Annotated in this window: 15 protein-coding genes; 5 read left to right on the forward strand and 10 right to left on the reverse strand. The window is 64.5% G+C overall.

Going from position 1 to position 20,665, the window contains the following annotated elements; all coding sequences use genetic code 11:
* Positions 1 to 39: 39 nt before the first annotated feature.
* Complete coding sequence (locus tag RBA95_RS13875) at positions 40 to 2,148, reverse strand: TonB-dependent siderophore receptor (protein ID WP_306017471.1); 2,109 nt, start codon at positions 2,146 to 2,148, stop codon at positions 40 to 42.
* A 300-nt stretch (positions 2,149 to 2,448) separates the two neighbouring features.
* On the opposite strand from RBA95_RS13875, the gene RBA95_RS13880 reads away from it, so the two are divergent.
* The 5 genes from RBA95_RS13880 (at position 2,449) to RBA95_RS13900 (ending at position 8,876) form a co-directional block, all read left to right on the forward strand.
* On the forward strand, positions 2,449 to 3,549 hold the full coding sequence (locus RBA95_RS13880) for an NADH:flavin oxidoreductase (protein ID WP_306017472.1): 1,101 nt from the start codon (positions 2,449 to 2,451) through the stop codon (positions 3,547 to 3,549).
* 5 nt (positions 3,550 to 3,554) lie between these two features.
* On the forward strand, positions 3,555 to 3,773 hold the full coding sequence (locus RBA95_RS13885; protein WP_306017473.1) for a ribbon-helix-helix domain-containing protein: 219 nt from the start codon (positions 3,555 to 3,557) through the stop codon (positions 3,771 to 3,773).
* A 42-nt stretch (positions 3,774 to 3,815) separates the two neighbouring features.
* Positions 3,816 to 5,468 (forward strand): chloride channel protein, encoded by a 1,653-nt coding sequence (locus RBA95_RS13890; RefSeq protein WP_306017474.1) that lies wholly within the window; start codon positions 3,816 to 3,818, stop codon positions 5,466 to 5,468.
* 94 nt (positions 5,469 to 5,562) lie between these two features.
* The gene (locus RBA95_RS13895) at positions 5,563 to 7,863 is read left to right on the forward strand and encodes an ATP-dependent helicase (RefSeq protein WP_306017475.1); all 2,301 of its coding nucleotides are present in this window, start codon (positions 5,563 to 5,565) and stop codon (positions 7,861 to 7,863) included.
* Positions 7,864 to 7,973: 110 nt separating this feature from the next.
* Positions 7,974 to 8,876: an alpha/beta hydrolase gene (locus RBA95_RS13900; RefSeq protein WP_306017476.1), complete on the forward strand. Its 903-nt coding sequence runs from the start codon at positions 7,974 to 7,976 to the stop codon at positions 8,874 to 8,876.
* 94 nt (positions 8,877 to 8,970) lie between these two features.
* On the opposite strand, the gene ligA is transcribed toward RBA95_RS13900, so the two are convergent.
* From ligA to murB, 9 genes are all read right to left on the reverse strand, one after another.
* Positions 8,971 to 11,058, reverse strand: coding sequence for an NAD-dependent DNA ligase LigA (gene ligA, locus RBA95_RS13905; protein WP_306017477.1), 2,088 nt, complete (start codon positions 11,056 to 11,058; stop codon positions 8,971 to 8,973).
* Positions 11,055 to 12,755 (reverse strand): DNA repair protein RecN, encoded by a 1,701-nt coding sequence (recN, locus tag RBA95_RS13910; RefSeq protein WP_306017478.1) that lies wholly within the window; start codon positions 12,753 to 12,755, stop codon positions 11,055 to 11,057. The genes ligA and recN overlap by 4 nt, the downstream gene beginning before the upstream one ends.
* Positions 12,756 to 12,779: 24 nt before the next feature.
* The gene (locus RBA95_RS13915) at positions 12,780 to 13,613 is read right to left on the reverse strand and encodes an outer membrane protein assembly factor BamD (protein WP_306017479.1); all 834 of its coding nucleotides are present in this window, start codon (positions 13,611 to 13,613) and stop codon (positions 12,780 to 12,782) included.
* A 151-nt stretch (positions 13,614 to 13,764) separates the two neighbouring features.
* Entirely contained in the window at positions 13,765 to 14,664 is a 900-nt protein-coding gene (gene lpxC / locus RBA95_RS13920; protein ID WP_306017480.1) for a UDP-3-O-acyl-N-acetylglucosamine deacetylase, read from the reverse strand.
* A gap of 213 nt (positions 14,665 to 14,877) precedes the next feature.
* Positions 14,878 to 16,464 carry a cell division protein FtsZ gene (gene ftsZ, locus RBA95_RS13925; protein ID WP_306017481.1) on the reverse strand — a complete coding sequence of 529 codons (1,587 nt, stop codon included), beginning with the start codon at positions 16,462 to 16,464 and terminating at the stop codon, positions 14,878 to 14,880.
* 141 nt (positions 16,465 to 16,605) lie between these two features.
* Complete coding sequence (ftsA, locus tag RBA95_RS13930; RefSeq protein WP_306017482.1) at positions 16,606 to 17,925, reverse strand: cell division protein FtsA; 1,320 nt, start codon at positions 17,923 to 17,925, stop codon at positions 16,606 to 16,608.
* 12 nt (positions 17,926 to 17,937) lie between these two features.
* Positions 17,938 to 18,843, reverse strand: a complete 906-nt coding sequence (locus RBA95_RS13935) for a cell division protein FtsQ/DivIB (protein WP_306017483.1) — start codon at positions 18,841 to 18,843, stop codon at positions 17,938 to 17,940.
* Positions 18,831 to 19,745, reverse strand: coding sequence for a D-alanine--D-alanine ligase (locus RBA95_RS13940; protein WP_306017484.1), 915 nt, complete (start codon positions 19,743 to 19,745; stop codon positions 18,831 to 18,833). Before RBA95_RS13940 ends, RBA95_RS13935 begins: the two co-directional genes overlap by 13 nt.
* Complete coding sequence (gene murB / locus RBA95_RS13945; protein WP_306017485.1) at positions 19,742 to 20,665, reverse strand: UDP-N-acetylmuramate dehydrogenase; 924 nt, start codon at positions 20,663 to 20,665, stop codon at positions 19,742 to 19,744. The genes RBA95_RS13940 and murB overlap by 4 nt, the downstream gene beginning before the upstream one ends.

Consider the following 20,665-nt stretch of genomic DNA (forward strand, 5'->3'; position numbering starts at 1 on the left):
GCTCCATCGCCCCTTCAAGCCCTTGAAAGCCGGGTCTGACTAGAACCGGTGACGGATCGTCAGACGCGCATTGAGCGGCTTGCCCGTGGAGATGTTGTCATTGGAGTGCGCGTCGGGGAAATAGTCCTCGTCGAGCAGGTTCTCCACATTGAGCTGAAGCCGGGTCTGATCGCTGAGATCGTAGAAGACGGCGGCGTCCACGCGGGTGAAGTCCGGCACTTCGACCGCATTGTCCTCACGCACGAAATAGCTGTCCTGATAGGTCACGCCCAGCGCCAGAGCGAGCTGATCGGTGGCCTGGTATTCATTCCAGATCGACAGCATGTGTTCGGGCGTTTGCAGCGTGCGGTTACCGTCAAACGAGCCGCCATCAACGGTGCTGTCGAGATAGCTATAGCCCGCCGTCACCGTCCAGGCGTCGGCCAGCTGACCGGTCAATTGGGCTTCGAACCCGTCAGTCACGCTGCCCGGGATGGTGATGACCTGGGACACATTGTTCGGATCCACGGAGGTGAACAGACCGCGCTCGACCCGGAACAGGGCCGTCGTCAGGCTGAGATTGCGGCTGAAGTCCCATTTCAGGCCCACCTCGGTATTCTCGAACCGCTGGGGCTGAACATCCTCGGTCGTGCGGGTCAGCGTCAGGAACTGGTCACCGGCGCTCGGCAGGAAGGATTCCGCATAGCTGGCATAGACCGAAACGTTTTCCGCCGGCTTGTAGATCAGGCCCAGTCGCGGGGAGACTTCCTCGTCCACACGGGCGCGGCGACCATCATCGGTCGGCGAAACGGCTTCACGGTCCAGCACGCTGACGTCGAACCGGTCAAAGCGCAGGCCCAGCACCAGCTTGAGCTGTTCGGTCAGGTCGATCTGGTCCTGCAGGTAGAGCGAGGTGAACTGCACATCGGAGTCACGATCACGCAGCGTGTCCACGAAGGCGTAATCGGGCACACTGATCGGGGTGGTGAAATCGATGGTGATCTGGTCGTCATTGCTGGCCGCGAACGTGTTGTCGATGCGGGCATTGCTGGTGGACTGATCGCCATATTCCACACCCAGGAGCACGGTGTGGCGGAACGGGCCCATATCGAACTCACCCACCAGATTGCCCTGGGCGATGAAGTTCTCGCGGCCGGTCTCGTCCGCGTAACCGTCCAGGGTCAGCTGTTGCGGGCTCACGCTCGTATCGAGGCCAGCCGGATAGATGTTCTGATAGTACTTGTCGTAATCGGCGTACTGGACGGTCACATTGCCGCGCAGGTTTTCCGAGAAGGTGTGCTCCAGACGGCTGCGGAAGATGCTCGCTTCCAGCGTCGTGTAGTTGCCGTCCGCCACGCCAAAGAAGGTGTCGCGGAAGCCTTCCAGGGGCACGTCGGGACCGTTGGCCACGGATACGGAGGGCACGCCGCGGTCCACCACCCGGTCATCATTGACGTACTCATAGCTGAGGAAAAGCTGGGTTTGCGGGGCCAGTTCGACCGTGAAAGTCGGGTTGATGGCGAAGCGGTCGCCCTCGAACACATCCCGATGATTGTCCATGTGTTCGGCGAAGGCGTTGACGCGGAACGCCACCGTGTCGGACAGGACGGAGTTCACATCCCCGGCCACCTGATGCGCGCCGAAGGTGTCCACGCTGGCGTTCAGGCTGGCGAAATCCTCGTCCAGCTGACCAGTCTTGGTGACGCGGTTGACGACGCCGCCGCCGCCGCCGCGACCGAACAGCAGCGCGTTGGCGCCGCGCAGCACTTCAACCTGTTCGAGATTGTAGAGCGGGCGGTAATACTGAACATCATCGCGCAGACCATCGAGGAAGAAGTCCGCCGTGCTCTGATTGCCGCGAATGATGATAGCATCGCGATGCCCCTCACCCTGGCTGACCGCCAGACCCGGCATATAGCGCAGAATATCGGCGATGGAGGTGAAGCCCTGATCCTCGATCTGGGCGCGCGGCACGATGGACAGGCTTTGCGGCACATTCAGCACCGGCGTGGGCGTCTTTACCGCGTTCAGTCGGTCGATCGACAGGAAGCGGCCGGTGACCACGATCGTATCTTCAGCCGTCTGATCAGCGGTTTCCGCCGCTTGCGCCGAGCCCAGAGTCAGGATGGCGGCCAACGCCGTCATCATGCGCGCCTTGGTGATGAGCATGGATGTCAGTCCCGTTTTGAATATGAGAATGCTTTTCGTTCCGATGAACTATGAGACCTCGACCCGATAATCAATCTCATTATCAGTTGCAACTGCAGACAATCGCACGGCGACGTCGTGTCGCGCTGTCAGAGCGCCAGAAAATCGCGCATAGGCGCTATTGCGTATTGCCCTGAAAAAACATGGGAAATATTCTGCGAGGGTCATTCAGGCTGGCATCAATGGGACGCCGCTCCCTTGATTGTCGCACGCGATATATCCAACTGATCGCCGTTCATTCGTGCTTTCAGGGGACCTTCCATGCCGAACACCAACGCTCTCTTCCAACCTTTCGAGCTCGGCTCGCTCCAGCTCAAGAACCGTATCGTCATGGCGCCCATGACCCGCACGAAAAGCCCGGGCGGCGTGCCGAACGATGACGTGGTCGGCTATTACGAGCGCCGCGCGGACAATGATGTCGGCCTGATCATCACCGAAGGGACCACGATCAACCGCCCTGGCGCCAGCTTTGATCCGGCGATCCCGAACTTCCACACGGATGAAGCCCTCGCTGGCTGGAAAAAGGTGGTGGACGCGGTCCACGCCAAGGGCGGCAAGATCGCGCCCCAGCTCTGGCATGTGGGTCTGGCGCGCAAGCCGGGCGCCGGCCCGCACCCGGACGCGCCGTCCGACAGCCCGTCCGGCATCGTCCCGGGCGGCAAGACCGTCGGCGAACCGATGACCCAGGCCGAGATTGACGACACCATCAAAGGCTTCGCCGACGCCGCCGAAAACGCGGCGAAGATCGGCTTTGACGCCATCGAACTGCACGGCGCCCATGGCTATCTGATCGACCAGTTCTTCTGGGAGGGCATGAACCAGCGTGACGACAAATACGGCGGCGACATGATTTCGCGCACCGAGTTTGCTCAGGAGATCATCCGGGCTGTCCGCGCGCGCATCCCCGCCGACCTGCCGCTGATCCTGCGCTATTCGCAGTGGAAGCAGCAGGACTATGAGGCGAAGCTGGCCCCGACCCCGGCTGAACTTGAAGCCTTCCTGGCGCCGCTGTCCGAAGCCGGGATCGACATCTTCCACGCCTCCACGCGCCGCTTCTGGCTGCCCGAATTTGAAGGCTCGGACCTCAACCTCGCCGGCTGGACCAAAAAGCTCACCGGCAAGCCTGCCATCACAGTGGGATCAGTTGGCCTTAATAGTGACTTCATTGGCGCCTTTATGGGCGAAGCCTCTGAAAAGTCCGGGCTCGACAAGCTGATCGAGCGTCTGGACGCGGGCGAATTTGATCTGGTCGGGGTTGGACGCGCGCTGCTGTCCGATTACGCCTGGGCCCGCAAGGTCAAGGACGGCCGTTTCGAGGATCTGGAAGACTTCAACGCCGAGGCGCTCAAGGAACTGGCCTAACCATTATGCTCAAGAAACGTTCAGTCACCCTCAGAGGACACGCGACATCCCTGGCCCTGGAGCCGGAGTTCTGGTCCGTGGTCGATGCCGAACTGAACGAAAACGGCGGATCCCTGGCCGGGCTCATCACAACGATCGACGAAGTGCGTGAGCCCGATCAGCCGCTGTCCAGCGCCTGTCGCGTCTGGGCGCTCAAGCGCGCCCTGCACGCGCGTCAGGACTGATCCGCAGTTGACGATACGGGGCGGGCGGGGTTTGAAGATGGCATGAGTTCCGCCGTCACCCCGCCGCCCCTTTCGCCGCTCGCCAAACTGCTGCGCTATCTCAAGAACAGCTTTGCGAACGGGCGATCGCCTGCGCTCTGGCTGCTGGCCCTGGTGGTGGGCGTGGTTGCGGGCTATGCCGCCATCGGCCTGCGCCTCGCCATCCAGTCGGTCCAGCTCATCGCCTTTGGCGAATTTCCCGAACGCCTGGCTACCACGGCGTCCACCCTGCCCCCGCTTCTGATCATCCTGGCCCCCGTCGCGGGCGGCTGCGTGGTCTCGCTGCTGCTCTATGTGGGCTTGCGGACCAAATGGCTTCCCGAAGTCAGGGCCGAGGGCGTGGCGGATGTCATGGAGGCGCGGGCCGCCCAGGGCGGCAAGATGGCGCTGATGCCCAGCCTGTGGTCCGCCCTGATCCACGCCGTGTCTATCGGCGCGGGCGGATCGACCGGTCGCGAGGGCCCGGCCGTCAATCTGGGCGCTGCGCTCGCCAGCTTTGTCAGCCGCCCGCTCAACCTGCCCGCCCGCGGGGCGCGCATCATGCTGGCCTGCGGCGCGGCCGCTGCGGTGGCCGCCAGCTTTAACGCGCCCGTCGCCGGCGCCCTGTTCGCCTTCGAGGTGGTGCTGGGTCACTACGCCCTGCGCTCTATCGGTCCCGTGGCCGCCTCCAGCGTGATCGGAGCCATCCTGTCGCGCATTCATTTCGGCGCCACGCCCGCCTTTGAAGTGCCGGAAATCCCGCCCGCCAGCCTGGCCGACTTCATCGCCATCATCCCGCTGGGGCTCGCCTCGGCCGGGCTGGCGATCGCCTGCGTCATGCTGGCGTTCAACGTGCCGCGGCATCTGGCGAACCAGGCGCAGGCCTTCAAGGTTCCGCTCTGGATCCTGCCGCCCTTTGGCGGGCTTATCATTGGCGGTCTGGGGGTTCTGGCGCCTGAAGTGCTGGGCGTGGGGTATGAAGCGACCTCCATCGCGCTGGCGGGCGGCTACGCCATCGCCACATTGGCGGCGCTGATCGTGCTGAAGCTCGCCGCCATCGTCGCCACCATGGCGTTCCGGTTCGGCGGCGGCATCTTCGCCCCCTCGCTCTATCTCGGCGCCATGCTGGGCGCGCTCTATGGCGCGCTGATCTCGCCCATACTGGGGCCCGACAGCGCGGGTTCGGCCTATTTCGCCGTCATCGGCATGGGGGCTGTGGGCGGCGCCGTACTGGGCGCGCCGCTCTCGACCACGCTGATCGTGTTCGAGCTGACCGCCAGCTATGAAGCCTCGATCGCGCTCCTGGTCTGCGTGTCGCTGGCGAGCGTGATCACCACCTCGATCACCAAGGGCAGCTTCTTTCACAAGCAGGTGGAGCGGCACGGCTTTGACCTGACCCAGGGCGATGCGCGCGTCATCCTTCAGACCATCCGCGCGCGGGACATCATGACCCCGCTCGACAATCAGGACACCCAGGGCGAGCTTGAGGAATCGTGCGTCTATGACGATGATTATCTGGGCCGGGTGATGGGCTTCTTCTCGGCTGAGAAAATTGACGGCGCCCAGGTGCGCTCTCGCCATGGCGACCAGCCCATTGTGGGCTACATCACTAAGGCTGACGCCCACGCCGCCTATGCCCATGCGCTGCAAACCCGGCACGAGGAAGAGCATCGCTAGCGCGGCTGCCCGATGACATCGCCGCCCCTACGCATTCAGGGCGGATGTGCTAGTTTCGTTCTCCTTAGCGAATCGAACTGCGAAAGCCTGCGTCATGTCTTCCGTTCCCCTTTCCCAGCAGGCGGCGCCGCAGGCGCCGCGCGCCAGCGCCGCGTATCTTGACGGGCTGAACCCCGAACAGCGTGCGGCGGTCGAGGCAATCGACGGGGCGGTGCTGGTGCTCGCCGGCGCAGGCACGGGCAAGACACGGGTGCTGACCACGCGGTTGGCGCACATTCTCGCCACCGGCAAGGCGCAGCCCTACAACATCCTGGCGGTGACCTTCACCAACAAGGCCGCCCGCGAAATGAAGGAGCGGGTGGGCCGGATCATCGGCGAACAGGTCGAGGGCCTGCCCTGGCTGGGCACCTTCCACTCCATCGCCGCCCAGATCCTGCGCCGCCATGCCGAGCTGGTGGGACTGAAATCGAGCTTCACCATTCTCGACACGGACGACCAGCTGCGCCTGCTCAAGCAGATCCTCGAAGCCGAAGGCATCGACATCAAACGCTGGACGCCGCGCCATCTCGCCAGCCTGATCGATGGCTGGAAGAACCGCGCCCAGACGCCCGAGCGCATCCCCGAAGAGGATAAGTGGAGCTTCGCCGACGGCAAGGCGCAGAAGCTCTACAAGCTCTACCAGGAACGCCTGAGCGTGCTGAATGCGTGCGATTTCGGCGACCTGCTGCTGCACAACATCACCATCTTCCAGACCCATGACGATGTGCTGGCGGAGTTTCACCGCAAGTTCCGTTATCTGCTGGTGGACGAGTATCAGGACACCAACGTCGCCCAGTATCTGTGGCTGCGCCTTCTGGCGCGCGGCTCGGGCAATGTGTGCTGCGTGGGCGATGACGACCAGTCGATCTATGGCTGGCGCGGCGCGGAGGTGGACAACATCCTGCGCTTTGAACAGGACTTTCCCGGCGCGACCGTGATCCGGCTCGAGCGCAATTACCGCTCCACCGGCCATATCCTGGGCGCAGCGGCGGGGCTGATCACCGCCAACAAGGCGCGTCTGGGCAAGACGCTGTGGACCGAGGATCAGGCCGGCAACAAGGTCCAGATCTCGGGGCTCTGGGATGGCGAGGCGGAAGCGCGCTTTGTCGCCGACGAGATCGAGGCCCATGTGAAGGGGGGCGGCCAGCATTCCGACATCGCGGTTCTGGTGCGCGCGTCCTGGCAGATGCGGGCGTTCGAAGACCGCTTCATCATGCTGGGCTTGCCCTACAAGGTGATTGGCGGGCCGCGCTTCTTTGAACGCGCCGAGATCCGCGACGCCCTCGCCTATCTGCGGCTGGTGCGCAGCCTTGATGATGATCTGGCGTTCGAGCGCGTGGTGAACACCCCCAAACGCGGCGTCGGCGATACGTCCGTGCAGAAGATCGCCATGGCGGCGCGCGGCGCCCAGGTCTCGATGGCCGAGGCCGCGCGCCTGATGACCCAGACTGACGAGATCAAGGGCAAGGGCCGCACCGGCCTCATCGCCTTCCTGCGCGATCTCGAACGCTGGGCCGAGCAATCGAAAACCATGCGCCATGACGAGCTCGCGGAAATCATTCTGGATGAAAGCGGCTATACGGCCATGTGGCGCGAGGACAAGAGCCCGCAGGCCGCGGGCCGGCTCGACAACCTCAAGGAACTCGTCCGCTCCATGGGCGAATTTGACAGCCTGGAAGCCTTCCTGGAGCACATCGCGCTCGTGTCGGACGCCGACCGCACCGAGGATGGCGACGAAGTTTCCATCATGACGCTGCACGCAGCGAAGGGGCTGGAATTCCCGCTGGTCTTCCTGCCGGGCTGGGAAGAAACCGTCTTCCCCTCCCAACGCTCCATGGATGAAGGCGGCACGGCGGCGCTCGAAGAGGAGCGACGCCTCGCCTATGTGGGCATCACCCGCGCCCGCCAACGCGCCGTCATCAGCTTCACCGCCAACCGGATGATCTTCGGCCGCTGGCAATCGGTGCTGCCCTCGCGCTTTATCGACGAAATGCCGGCCGAGCATTGCGAAGCCAAGTCCGAGACCGGCTATTACGACGCCGGGCCGGGCTTTGAGGGCGTCGCGGAAGTCGCCGACCCGTTCAAGTCGAGCTATGAAAGCCCCGGCTGGAAACGCTTCCAGGCCAGCAAGGCGTCCGGCCGCCGCGCCGATCCCGGCGTCATCGAGGGCCAGGCCACGCTGATCGACACAAGCTCTGTGGGCGGAAACTCGAAATGGAAACGCGGCGACCGCGTCTTTCACCAGAAATTCGGCTATGGCACCGTCAAAGCCGCCGACGGCGCGAAGCTCAGCGTGGCGTTCGACAAGGCGGGCGTGAAGAAGGTAGTGGCGAGCTTTGTGGAAGAGGCGCCTTAGGCGTTTACTTCTGAGGGAGGCCAAGGGTTTTCGCCACGCTCGCCCGGGGTTTCAGTTGGTTGAAGTATGTATGGGCGTTAGAGTGCTGAAAACAAGACTGGATACTCTCCATGCGCCTCGCCCTCTACCTGACCGCCGCCCTCCTCATCACCGCGCCTGCGTGCGCTCAAGACCCGTATGCTGACGCCCGCCCGATTGACTGGCGCAACCTGCTGGACCGTGAACGCGCGCCCGCCGACGCCCGCATCGCATACGGCCAGGGCGAGGAGCAGTATGGCGAGTTGTGGCTGCCCGACGGTGATGGCCCCTTCCCGCTGGTGATCATGATCCATGGCGGGTGCTGGCAGGCGGCCATTCCGGGCACCATCCTGCAGGACCAGCTGAACGCCGATCTGAAAGCGCGCGGAATCGCCGTGTGGAACATCACCTATCCGCGCCTCGGCCATGAGACGGGCGGGTATCCCGGCACCTTCAACAGCGTGGCGATGGCGACCGATTATGTCCGGGCGCTGGCCGAGACCTATCCCATCGACCTTGAACGCACCGTGCTGATGGGCCATTCCGCGGGCGGGCATCTGGCCTTGTGGGCCGCCGCGCGCGGCCAGCTGCAGGACAGCCCGCTTTCTGTGGACGACCCGTTCATCCCCAACGGCGTCATCACGCTGGCGGGCATCAATGACCTTGAGCTCTATCGCGCCGAAGGCCCCGGCCGCTGCGGCGAGCCGGACACCGTGGACGCCCTGATCGCCGGTCATCCCGGCGCCGCGCCCTATGCCGACACGTCTCCCGATCAGCTACTGCCCCTGCAGGTGGAGCAGATGATCATCTCGGGCGAACTCGACCCGATCGTGCCGCCACAGTTCGGCGTCGCCTATGCGGCTGAAGCGGAAACCGCAGGCGATACGGTCAGCGAGATCACGCTGGAAAACGCCGGTCATTTCGAACTGATCGACCCGACCGCACCGGCGTGGGACGTCATTCTGGATGAGGTGGAGCGGTTGTTGGGGGAATAGGTCTTTCCCCGTGGGTCCCCGGGTCAAGCCCGAGGACCGAGGGGTTCCCGCCAACAGTTCGGCCTTCGGACTTGATCCGGAGGCCCATGCGGCCTCACCCGCCAATCAGCGCCAGCCATTCATCCTCGGTCATGGTCTGAACGCCCAGCTCCTGCGCTTTCTTCAGCTTGGAGCCCGCGCCTGGGCCGGCGACGAGGATGTCGGTCTTGCCCGACACGGACCCGGACACTTTCGCGCCCAGTGATTGCGCCTTGGCCTTCGCCTCGTCCCGGGTGAAGCGTTCGAGCGATCCGGTGAACACCACCGTCTTGCCCGCCACCGGGCTCTCGGCCGCCACCTGTTCAGCGTCTTCGACCGTCACATGCTCAAGCAGCGCGTCGAGCGCGTCCTGATTGTGGCTTTCGGCGAAGAACTCGGCGAGGGCTTTGACCGCCGTCTCGCCAATCCCGTCAATGTCCATGAAGGCGGCGAAGGCTTCACCGGGCTCGTTCGCGGCTTCCGCCGTCTCGCGCACGGCCTTCCAGCTGGTGAAGCTGCGCGCAATCAGCCTTGCAGTTTCCTCCCCCACATGGCGGATGCCGAGCCCGAACAGGAAGCGCGCCAGGCCAATCGTGCGGCGCTGATCGATGGAGCCAAAGAGGTTCGCCGCCGAGCGCTCGCCCCAGCCTTCGCGGGTCTGGATCGGCGGATTGATTTCGCCCGCTCCATTGCGCGTGCGCAGGGTGAATATGTCGGCAGGCTGTTTGACGAGGCCTTCATGGAAGAAGGCTTCGATCTGTTTGGCGCCCAGCCCTTCAATGTCGAAGGCCTTGCGCGAGACAAAATGCTTGAGCCGCTCGACCGCCTGCGCGTCACAGATGAGACCGCCCGTACAGCGGCGGACCACCTCGCCCTCTTCGCGCACCGCATGGCTGCCGCAGACAGGGCACAGGGTGGGAAACTCGAAGGGCTCCGCGCCGTCGGGGCGCTTATCGAGCACGACCTCGACCACTTGCGGGATCACATCACCCGCGCGCTGGATGATCACGGTGTCACCCACGCGCACATCCTTGCGCTCGATTTCGTCCTGATTGTGCAAGGTGGCGTTCGACACCACCACACCGCCCACAGTGACCGGTTCGAGCTTGGCGACCGGAGTCAGCGCACCGGTGCGGCCCACCTGAATCTCGATGGCGTTGAGCCGCGTGACGGCCTTTTCGGGTGAGAATTTGTGTGCGATCGCCCAACGCGGCGCGCGCGCGACAAAGCCCAACCGCTCTTGCCAGTCCAGCCGATCCACCTTGTAGACGACGCCGTCAATGTCATAGCCGAGATCGGCGCGCTTTTCTTCAAGCGCCCGGTAATGCGCCAGCACATCCTCGACGCTCTCGACGCGGGCCATGTCCTCATTGATGACAAAGCCCAGCTCACCGAGACGTTTGACGGCGTCATACTGCGTATCCGCCAGAGGCGCGCTCAACTCACCCCAGGCATAGGCGAAAAAGCGCAGCGGACGTTCGGCCGTCACGCTGGGATCAATCTGGCGCAGGGACCCCGCCGCCGCATTGCGCGGGTTCTTGTAGGCCGGCTTGCCGCGTTCTTCCTGCATGGCGTTGAGCCGGGCGAAATCGGCGTGGCTCATATAGACCTCGCCGCGCACCTCCAGCACATCGGGCACATCGCCCTCAAGCGTGTGAGGAATGTCGGCGATGGTCTTGAGATTGGCGGTGACGTTCTCGCCCGCCCGGCCATCGCCGCGTGTGGCGCCAGTTACCAGCTCACCCTTTTCATAACGCAGATTGGCGCTCAGACCGTCAATCTTGGGCTCGGCGGTGAGGACCAGCGTGTCGTCCTTGAGATTGAGGAAACGCCGGATGCGGTCCGCGAAATCGCGCACATCCTGATCCTCGAACGCATTGCCCAGCGACAGCATGGGCACGGCGTGAACCACTTCGCCAAACTGCTCTGACGGTGTCGCGCCCACCCGGTCAGACGGGCTGTCCTTGCGTTTGAGGTCGGGAAAGCGATCCTCGATCGCGCTGTTGCGCACGCGCAGGGCGTCATAGGCCGCGTCCGAGATCTTCGGCGCGTCCTTTTCGTAATACGCCTTGTCATGCTTGGCGATTTCGCGGGCGAGACGTTCAAGCTCGGACGCGGCCTCATCGGAGGTCAGCGCGTCCACATCCTTCATCGCAGCGTTCATGAGCCCATCAGCTGGTCAGCGGCGGCGCGGGCCGCATCGGTGATTTCCGCACCCGACAACATGCGGGCGATCTCTTCGCGGCGGTCAGCGTCCGCGAGTCGACGCACGGTCGTGCGCATGCTCTCGCCCTGCTCCGCCTTCTCGATACGATAGTGCGCGTCGGCGCGCGCGGCCACTTGCGGGCTGTGGGTGACCACCAGCGCCTGACCGGTCTGCGCCAGACGTTTCAAGCGCGACCCGACGGCATCCGCCACCGCGCCGCCCACGCCCTGGTCCACTTCGTCAAACACCATGGTGCGGGCGTCCTCACCCACAAGGCAGACTTTGAGCGCCAGGGCGAAACGCGACAGCTCACCGCCCGAGGCGATCTTGTCGAGCGGCCCGAACGGCGCGCCGGGATTGGTGGCGACTTCAAACGCAATTTTGTCCCAGCCGGACGCGCCGGGCTTGTCCTCATCGGTCTCCACACGGACCCGGAAGCGCGCCTTGTCCATTTTCAGCGGCGCCAGTTCAGCCTCCACCGCCTTGGCGAGGGCGTCGCCGGCTTTGCTGCGCTTGGCCGTCAACGCCTTGGCGGCGCGGCCATAGTCCGCCTCGGCCGCCTTCAAGGCGCCTTCGGCTTCCTTCAGACGGTCATCGGCGTGTTCGATCATGTCGAGTCGGCTGGCGAGACGATCCCGCAACTCCGCCAGTTCATCCACCTCGACATTATGCTTGCGCGCTGCGCCACGCAGGGCGAACAGCCGTTCCTCCACCTCGTTAAGCCGGCCTGGCTCCACATCAAAGCGGGCCGCCGCTTCAGACAAGGCGTCCTCGGCTTCATTGAATTCGATGAGCGCCCGATCCAGCGCCCCAGCGGCGCGTTCAACCGCAGTATGGGCGGCGCCCGCCTCGCCCTCACCGCCTTCGGTGTCTTCCAAAGCAGCCCGGACACGCTCCAGGCCACGCAGGGCCGTGTTCAAACGTGTGGACAGACCATCGCCACCCCCGACCGCATCCATGGCGTCATTGAGCTCGGCCAGGGCGGATTCGGCCTGCTGGAGGAATTTGCGCTCGGCGGCCAGGCCGTCCTCTTCGCCCGCTTGCGGGTTGAGCGCTTCGAGCTCTTCCACGCTATCGCGCAGGAAGGCCTCTTCATTGGCCGCCTTGTCGCGGGCATCGGTCAGCTCATCAAGCGTGTTGCGCGCGTCTCTCAGCGCTGTCCAGGCGGTTTTCACTGCCTTCAACTCGTCATCGGCATCCGCATAGGCGTCCAGCAAGCCGCGATGACTTTTCGGATTCATCAAGCCGCGACCGTCGTGCTGGCCATGGATCTCCACCAGCACCTCACCGAGCCTGGCCAGAAGACCGACACTGGCGGGCTGATCATTCACATGGGCGCGGGAACGGCCATCAGCCGTCAGGGTGCGGCGCAGGATCACGGCTTCGCCCGGCTCCACCATGACGCCAGCTTCATCGAGCAAGTCATAGACCGGGTGATCAACGGGCGGTTCGAACAATGCGGTGGCGACGGCCTTGTCGGCGCCGGCGCGCACCTGAGCCCGTTCGGCGCGCTCGCCGCAGGCCAGGCCCAGGGCGCCCAGAAGAATGGATTTGCCCGCGCCGGTTTCACCCGTCAGCGCGGACAGACCAGCGTCGAACGTCAGATCGAGCGCGTCGATCAGGACGATGTCGCGGATGGAGAGCGAAGCCAGCATTCAGGTTCGCAACTTGGGTCTAGCTTAGCCGAAGACGCGGTCGAGGGCGCGCCGCAGCAGGGACGGTTCACGCTCGAGATCTTCCGATCCCGGCACGGCGATGCCGCGCGCGGTGAGAAGATCATAGCTGTCTTCATACCATTCCGAGCCGGGGAAGTTGTATCCCAGCACGGACGCGATCTGGCGCGCTTCCTCGTCCACCCCCAGGCTGACATAGGCTTCCACCAGACGGTGCAGTGCTTCAGGCGTGTGGGAGGTGGTCTCGTAATCGCGGATGACGTTCTGGAAGCGGTTGATCGCCGCCAGATGATAGCCATTGCGCAGATACCAGCGGCCAACGCTCATTTCCTTGCCGGCCAGGTGGTCGCGCGTCATGTCCATTTTCAGGCGCGCATCCTGGGCATAAGGCGTGTCGGGATAACGGCGCACCACCTGCTCCAGCGCCTGCAGCGCCTGCTGGGTGGTGGACTGGTCCCGGCCCACATCATAGATGCGCTCATAATAGCTCAGCGCGATCAGGTAATAGGCATAGGGCGCGCTGGCGTTGCCCGGATGCAGGGCGATGAAGCGCTGCGCATCGGAAATCGCCTCGTCGTACTGGGACTGACGATAATTGGCGTACGCGGCCATCAGCATGGAGCGACGCGCCCATTCAGAGAACGGGTGCTGGCGTTCCACTTCATCGAAATAGGCGGCGGCTTCGTCATAGCGACGACGCTGCATCTTCTCGAAGCCTTCAGCATAGAGCGTCTCGACCGGCTGTTCGATATAGGCCAGTTCCTCGCGATCCCGTGACGCACAGGCGGTCAGGGACAAGGCGACGGCGCCCAGAACAGCAACACGCAGAACAGTCTTCATGGACGTACGCCCTCAAGCCGGCGACCGCATGCCCCGGAGGTTCGGGACGTAGCGGACTCTTAGGTATTGAGAATGGTTTAACCCATCGCGGGCGCGGGCAAAAGCACCCTATCAGGCCGAGTGTGAATAAGATCGGCTTTTGACGGGAAAATCAGGAGTGAACGAGACGTTCGCTCTGCACCGTGCTGTCGCTCATGGACGTCCAGCGCCAGGCGCTTTCATCCGCCAGCAGAGCCGCCAGAGCCTTGGCGTTCAGGCCGTGACCGGGACGGTGCGCCTTGTAGAGCCCGAGAATCGGTGCGCCCAGCAGATACAGATCCCCCAGAGCGTCCAGCGCCTTGTGACGGACGAACTCGTCCGCAAAGCGCAGCCCTTCGGGATTGGCGACGCCGTCATCATCGACGACCACGGCGTTCTCCATGGAACCGCCGCGCGCCAGACCGGCTTTCAAGAGCGCGCTGAATTCACGGCGGAAGCCGAAGGTGCGCGCCGGCGCCACCAGATCCTGAAAGCTCCGACGGCTGACCTCGAACGCGAAATGCTGGCGACCGATTGCGGGATCATCAAAATCGATTTCCACATCGATGCTCGGACGCAGGGCCGGCAGGAAGACGGCATGGCGCGAGCCATCCTCGACCTCGACCGGCTTGAGCACCTGCAGCGCCTTGCGCGGCGCGGGGCGGGTTTTCAGCCCGGCATGCAGGATCAGATCGACGAACGGCGCGGACGAGCCGTCCATGGCCGGCACTTCGGGGCCATCCAGCTCGATGATCAGATCATCAAGGCCCAGACCGGCCAGCGCCGCCATCAAATGCTCCACCGTCGCAACTGATGCGCCGGCGTCATTAACCAAGGTGGTGCCCAGATCGGTCGAACGCACGAACTCGCGACGCGCCGGAACAAGACAATCGGCAAGATCCAGATCGGTGCGCTCAAAGACAATGCCGGCCCCCAGCGGAGCCGGCTTCATCGCCATGCGGACACGGGCTCCGGTGTGCAGACCGATACCGGCGCAAACCGCCGGCGCCGCCAATGTTGCGCGTTCAATCATGAAGCAAGCCCAATCCAGTCTTTCGTCAATCCATGAGCCCGTTGCGCATGAAGATGCTTAACGGACTACGCCCCTCGCCCTGCACACTACGAACCGTGATGCATCCCGCAATTAAAGGATTGTTGCACCGTGTTACGAAATGGGGCGCACATAAAAAATCGCGCCGCTCTGGATTAACAGAGCGACGCGATTTCAGGACTTTAGCGCTAGGGCCTAGTTGGCCTGGCGGCGCAGGAAGGCCGGGATTTCCAGCTCGTTCTCGTCCAGATCCTCACCAAACAGGTCGCCGGAGGGCTGGCTCGGACGCGGTGCAGACTCGACCGGACGGACCACAGAGGGACGCTCGGGCTGGGCCGGCGCCTTGTTTTCGACCGGCGCGGACTTGCGACGACCAAAGAGCGACAGACCCCGGCGCGGTTCACGCGCAGGCTGGTTGTCTTCGGCCTTGGCCGGCTGGGCCGGTTGCTGGGGTTGCTGGGGCTGAACCTCGACCGGCTGATGGTGCTGCATATGCGCCTGCGGCTCGGCCTGAGGGGTCATTTCACGCTCAAGGCGCTCGCGCGTTTCGACAACCGCCGGCTTGGCCACCGGATGCACCGGCTGACCGCCGGTGAAGGAATCGGGCGAGTTCACCGTGTCCGCGCCATGCTGGGCGGCGGAGGCTTGCGGAGCCGACTGGGCTTCAGCGCGCGGGGTCTCGTTGACCGCGACCGCATCAGAGGCGCGACGCACCAGCGGCTCAGCCTGACGCTGGGGGCGGGTCTCACGGCCTTTCCAGACCGGCGCGACCGGCTCGGAGCCCTGACGGCGACGCGGGTCGTTGAGCTCGTTGAGCTCGGCGTCAATGCCCGTGGCCACGACCGAAACGCGGATCACGCCGTCCAGTTCAGGATCGAAGGTGGAGCCGACAATGATGTTGGCGTCCGGATCAACCTCGTTGCGGATCTCGTTCGCCGCTTCGTCGACTTCATACAGCGTCATGTCCATGCCGCCGGTGATGTTGATGAGCACGCCCTTGGCGCCCTTCATCGACACATCGTCGAGCAGCGGATTGTTGATGGCGTTGTGGGCGGCCTCGACAGCGCGCTTCTCGCCGCTGGATTCGCCGGTGCCCATCATGGCCTTGCCCATCTCGTTCATCACCGTGCGCACATCGGCGAAGTCGAGATTGATCAGGCCCGGCATGACCATCAGGTCGGTAATGCCGCGCACGCCCGAATGCAGCACCTGGTCCGCCATGCCGAAGGCTTCCGCGAAGGTCGTCTTCTCGGTGGCGATCCGGAACAGATTCTGGTTCGGAATGATGATCAGGGTGTCGACATGCTCCTGCAGGCGCTCAATGCCGGATTCGGCGAGCCGCATGCGGCGCGTGCCTTCGAAATGGAAAGGCTTGGTCACCACGCCGACGGTCAGGATGCCCTGCTCGCGCGCCGCGCGCGCGATCACGGGCGCTGCGCCGGTGCCGGTGCCGCCGCCCATGCCGGCGGTGATGAACACCATGTGCGCGCCCTGCAGGTGCTCCTGGATTTCGGCCAGGGAATCTTCCGCAGACTGTTCACCCACTTCCGGACGCGCCCCAGCGCCCAGACCCTCGGTGATCCCGGCGCCCATCTGGATGCGGCGATCGGTGCGCGCGCGTTGCAGCGCCTGGGCGTCCGTGTTGGCGACCACAAAGTCCACGCCCTCAAGCTGGGCGTCGATCATGTTGTTTACGGCGTTGCCCCCGGCGCCGCCGACCCCACACACGAGGATGCGTGGTTTCAGCTCGGTGGTTTCTGGCGCGGAAAGGTTCAAGGGCATGGCAGGTCTCCGTGGGGCGGCAGGGTTAACGAATCACCCCGTGAGACTGCGCTTGCTTGTTTAATCGAGCGTTAAGTTACTCCACGCGGAGCAAACCTTTTTTCGCATACAATAACAGGACCCTGAGTCCGTATTCAGAGTCTAGAAACTTTCCGCGAACCAGCGCCAGACCGCCTTCATGCCGCCCTCGCCCGCGCTGTGCTCGCGAATGCGGGCCGGCCCCTGGTCAAAGCGGGGCGGACCGGAAATGGCTTCGGACGGGCCCTGCACGCAACGCAGCAACAATCCCGCCGCCGCACTGAAGCCCGGACCGCTGACCGCATCGCCCAGCCCGGCCAGCGTGTCGGGCCGTCCCAGGCGCACCTGCTTTCCCAGCACCCGGCCGGCCAACTGGGTCGCGCCGGGCAATTGCGCTGCGCCGCCGGTGAGTACGACCGAGCGTCCGGACGCGCTGGCCGCGCCCGCGGCATCCAGCCGGTCGCGCACCATCTCGAACACCTCTTCAAGGCGTGGACGGATGATGGCGTTCAGCAGCGCCTTGGGCTGCTGGTTCATCGTCTGCACGCCGGACCCGGCCACGGGCGGTGTCTCGATCATGATCTGGTCGTCATCGGGGCTGTCGAGCGCGCAGCCATGCAGCGCCTTGATTCGCTCCGCCGCATTGAGCGGCGTGGACAAGCCGCGGGCGATGTCATTGGTGACATGGGCGCCGCCCACGGGAACGCCGTCCACATGCTGCAGCGCGCCTTCATTGAAGACCGCCACAGTCGTGGTGTGCGCGCCCATATCGATCAGCATGGCGCCCAGATCGCGCTCATCCGGCGCCAGAGCGGCAATGCCGGACACATAAGGGGTCGCCGCCACACCGGCCACGGTGAGCTGGCAGCGCTCGACGCAGGAAACAAGGTTCTGAAGCGGATCCGAAGCGGCGCTGACCAGGTGCAGGTCCACGCCCAGGCTTTCCCCGAACATGCCGCGCGGATCCTTCACGCCGCGATGGCCGTCCACGCGCCAGGACAAGGGCAAGGCATGCAGCAGCACGCGGCGTTGTTCATGGTGGCGACGCAGCGCTTCGGCGAGGATGCGACGCAAGTCGCGGTCTGTGACCTCACGGGCCGCCAGATCCATTTCCACCGAGATGCGGGCGCTGGAGGGCGCGCCTGCGGAGGCGGCCAGATAGACCTCACTCACTGTATGGCCGGCCATGCGCTCAGCGTTTTCCACCGCGGCGCGGATGCTGTCCACCGCCAGGGTGACATCGACCACCTGACCGGCGCGCACGCCGCGGGTGGACTGATGCCCCACGCCAATGACACGCGGACGCAGACCCGCCAGAGTCTCTTCGGTCTTGGCGATGAAACACACGGTCTTGGAAGCGCCGATATCAAGCGCGGCGAACACACCCGCCTTGCGCGGCGGCGTGTTGGCGCTCGATGCGCCCGCAGACTTGAAAAACCCCATCGCACCCATCGCTTAAGCCCCTCGCCCTGCGCGTTCCGCCGCCCGGTCCGGCCAGGGGCGCATGACCATTTCACCGGCATTTCGCAGATCAAAGATCTGCGCTTCGTAATCGAGCACGCCGCGCTCTTCATGCATGGCCGCCAGAAGCGCCAGCGCACTCGCGGGATCATCCTCGGGCAGCAGCACATCGCCGCCGCTCTGAAGCCGCAGATTCCAGCGCCGCTCACCCACGCGGATGGCGTTGGTGACGCGATCGCGTATCTCAGGATGCAGGGCCAGAAGCGCGATCACGGCGCCGGCCTCGCGGTTGGCGTCCTCGCCCACCACACGGGGCAGGTCCAGAAAGTCACGCGGGTCCGCCGCATCGATGACATAGCCATCGGGATCAATCACATGATGGGTCTGATTGATCTGCCACACCGCATAAGGCTGTCGCTCTTCTATCAACACCGCAATCCGGTCCGGCCACAGGCGCAGCACTTCGGCGGACTTCACCCAGCTCAGCGACTGGATCGACTCCCGCGCCGCCACGAGATCCACCCGGCTCAGGCCGAGACCGGGGGCGGCGCCCACGGCCATGGCGATTTCTTCAACTCCGGTGCGCTCGGCCCCGGCCACATCCAGCCAATCGAGCGTATAGCCGGCCTGTTCCAGCTCGCGTTCGGCCCGCCCGGCCATCATCCCGCCCACATCATCGATCTGGCCGAAGACGGTCAAGATCACGACCGTGCCCGCCAAAAGGACGCCGCAAACGGTAAGAATCAGCTTGAAGGCATAGCCCGCGCGGTAACGCGCAGCACGCCATTGCGCCGCCGCCCAGTTGGACAGCTTGCGCCCGCCCGCCGCTTTGGGGGCTGTCTTTGACTTACGCCGGGCTTTCGATGTGTCTCGAGCGCCGGCGGCCTTCAGTTTGGACACGCCGCATTCTCCACCATCCACGCTACGAGCTCGGGAAAACCGATGCCGCAGTGCGCCGCCTGTTCGGGCGCAAGGGATGTAGGAGTCATGCCGGGTTGGGTGTTAATTTCGAGTAACCACACGCTGTTCGATTCCGGATCATACCGGAAATCGGACCGGGTCAGCCCGCGACAGCCCAGCACCTTGTGGGCCTTCAGGGCTTCTTGCATGCACTGATCGAAAACGGCTTGCGGCACGTCTGCGGGCAGCTGATGCACCGACCCGCCATCTGAATATTTCGCGTCGTAATCATAAAACGCGGTCTTGGGCACGATCTCGGTCACGGTCAGCGGCTTGTCGTCCATGACGGCGACCGTCAGCTCGCGTCCCGGCACGAAGCGCTCGATCAGGACCTCGTCATCATAGGGCCAGTCTTCCGAGCCCAGAATGGCGGGCGGCTGGTTGGCGCCTTCAGGCACAATCACCACACCGACCGAGCTGCCCTGAGCGTTGGGCTTGGCCACATAGGGCGGCTTCATCACATGGTCACGTGCGGCGTCGAACCGGCTGATCAGCTGGCCTTCAGGACACAGAATGCCCGCCTCGCGCAGCACCGCCTTGGCGCGCTGCTTGTCCATGGCGAGCGCGGACGCCGCAACGCCGGAATGGGTGTAGGCATAGCCCAGATAATCGAGCACGCCCTGCACCCGGCCATCCTCGCCCCAATCGCCATGGAGCGCATTGAACACGACATCGGGCTTGATGCCCTGCAGCTGGGCGATCCAGTCGCGGTCCAACGGATCCACCGGCGCAACCGCATAGCCTTTGCCCTCAAGCGCTTCGACCACCTTCTTGCCCGAGACGAGCGAGACCTCGCGCTCCGGGCTGCGCCCGCCCAGCAGAACCGCCACCAGCTTGCTCATTCGGGCTCTCCGATCCGTTTGACTTCCCAATGCAGATCAACCCCGAACTGCGCCTTCACTTCCGCCCTGACGGTTTCGCCCAGGGTTTCAAGATCGCTGGCGGTCGCCGTGCCGTCATTGATCAGGAAGTTGCAATGCTGTTCGGAAAAGCGCGCGCCGCCAATCGGTTTGCCGCGCCAGCCCGCCGCATCCACGAGCTGCCAGGCCGAGCGCCCGCCGGATGTTTCGGGGTCCGGGTTCTTGAAGGTGGAGCCGGACGTTTTCTCGCGAATGGGCTGGCTCGCCTCGCGGCGCTCGGTAATGGCGTTCATGCGTTCAGTGACGGCAGCGGGCTCATCCGCCTCGCCCTGAAAGACCGCCTCGATGAAGATCCAGTCGTCCGGCGCTTGGGAGTGGCGGTAGGCGTATCCCAATTCTTCGACCGGGGCGATGATGCGTCGGCCGGTCCGATCCAGCGCCACCGCTTCGACCAGCACATCCTTTGTTTCGGTTCCGTAGCACCCGGCATTCATGCGCAGGGCGCCGCCAATGGCGCCGGGCACGCCCACATAGAATTCCAGCCCGGCGACCCCGGCCTTCGCCGCCGCCTTGGCGACCATCTTGTCCAGCGCCGCCGCGCCAGCCCGTATACGATTGTTTTCCAGCGCCTCGACCTTGCCAAAAGCGGGCGTCAGCTTGACCGTCACGCCGGGCAAGCCACCGTCGCGCACCAGCGTATTGGAGCCGGCGCCCAGCACCCGCACGTCGATATCACGCGGGGTTTCGGCCAGAAAACGCGCCAGATCCGCGGCGTCCGCGGGCAGGAAGAGGACCTGGGCCGGACCGCCCACGCGCAGCCAGGTGATATCGGAAAGGGACGCATTCTCGATCAGCTTGCCGCGCACTTGGGGCAGACGATCGAGAAGGGACGGCCAGCCCAT

The organism is Oceanicaulis sp. MMSF_3324, from assembly GCF_030733545.1.
GTDB lineage: Bacteria > Pseudomonadota > Alphaproteobacteria > Caulobacterales > Maricaulaceae > Oceanicaulis.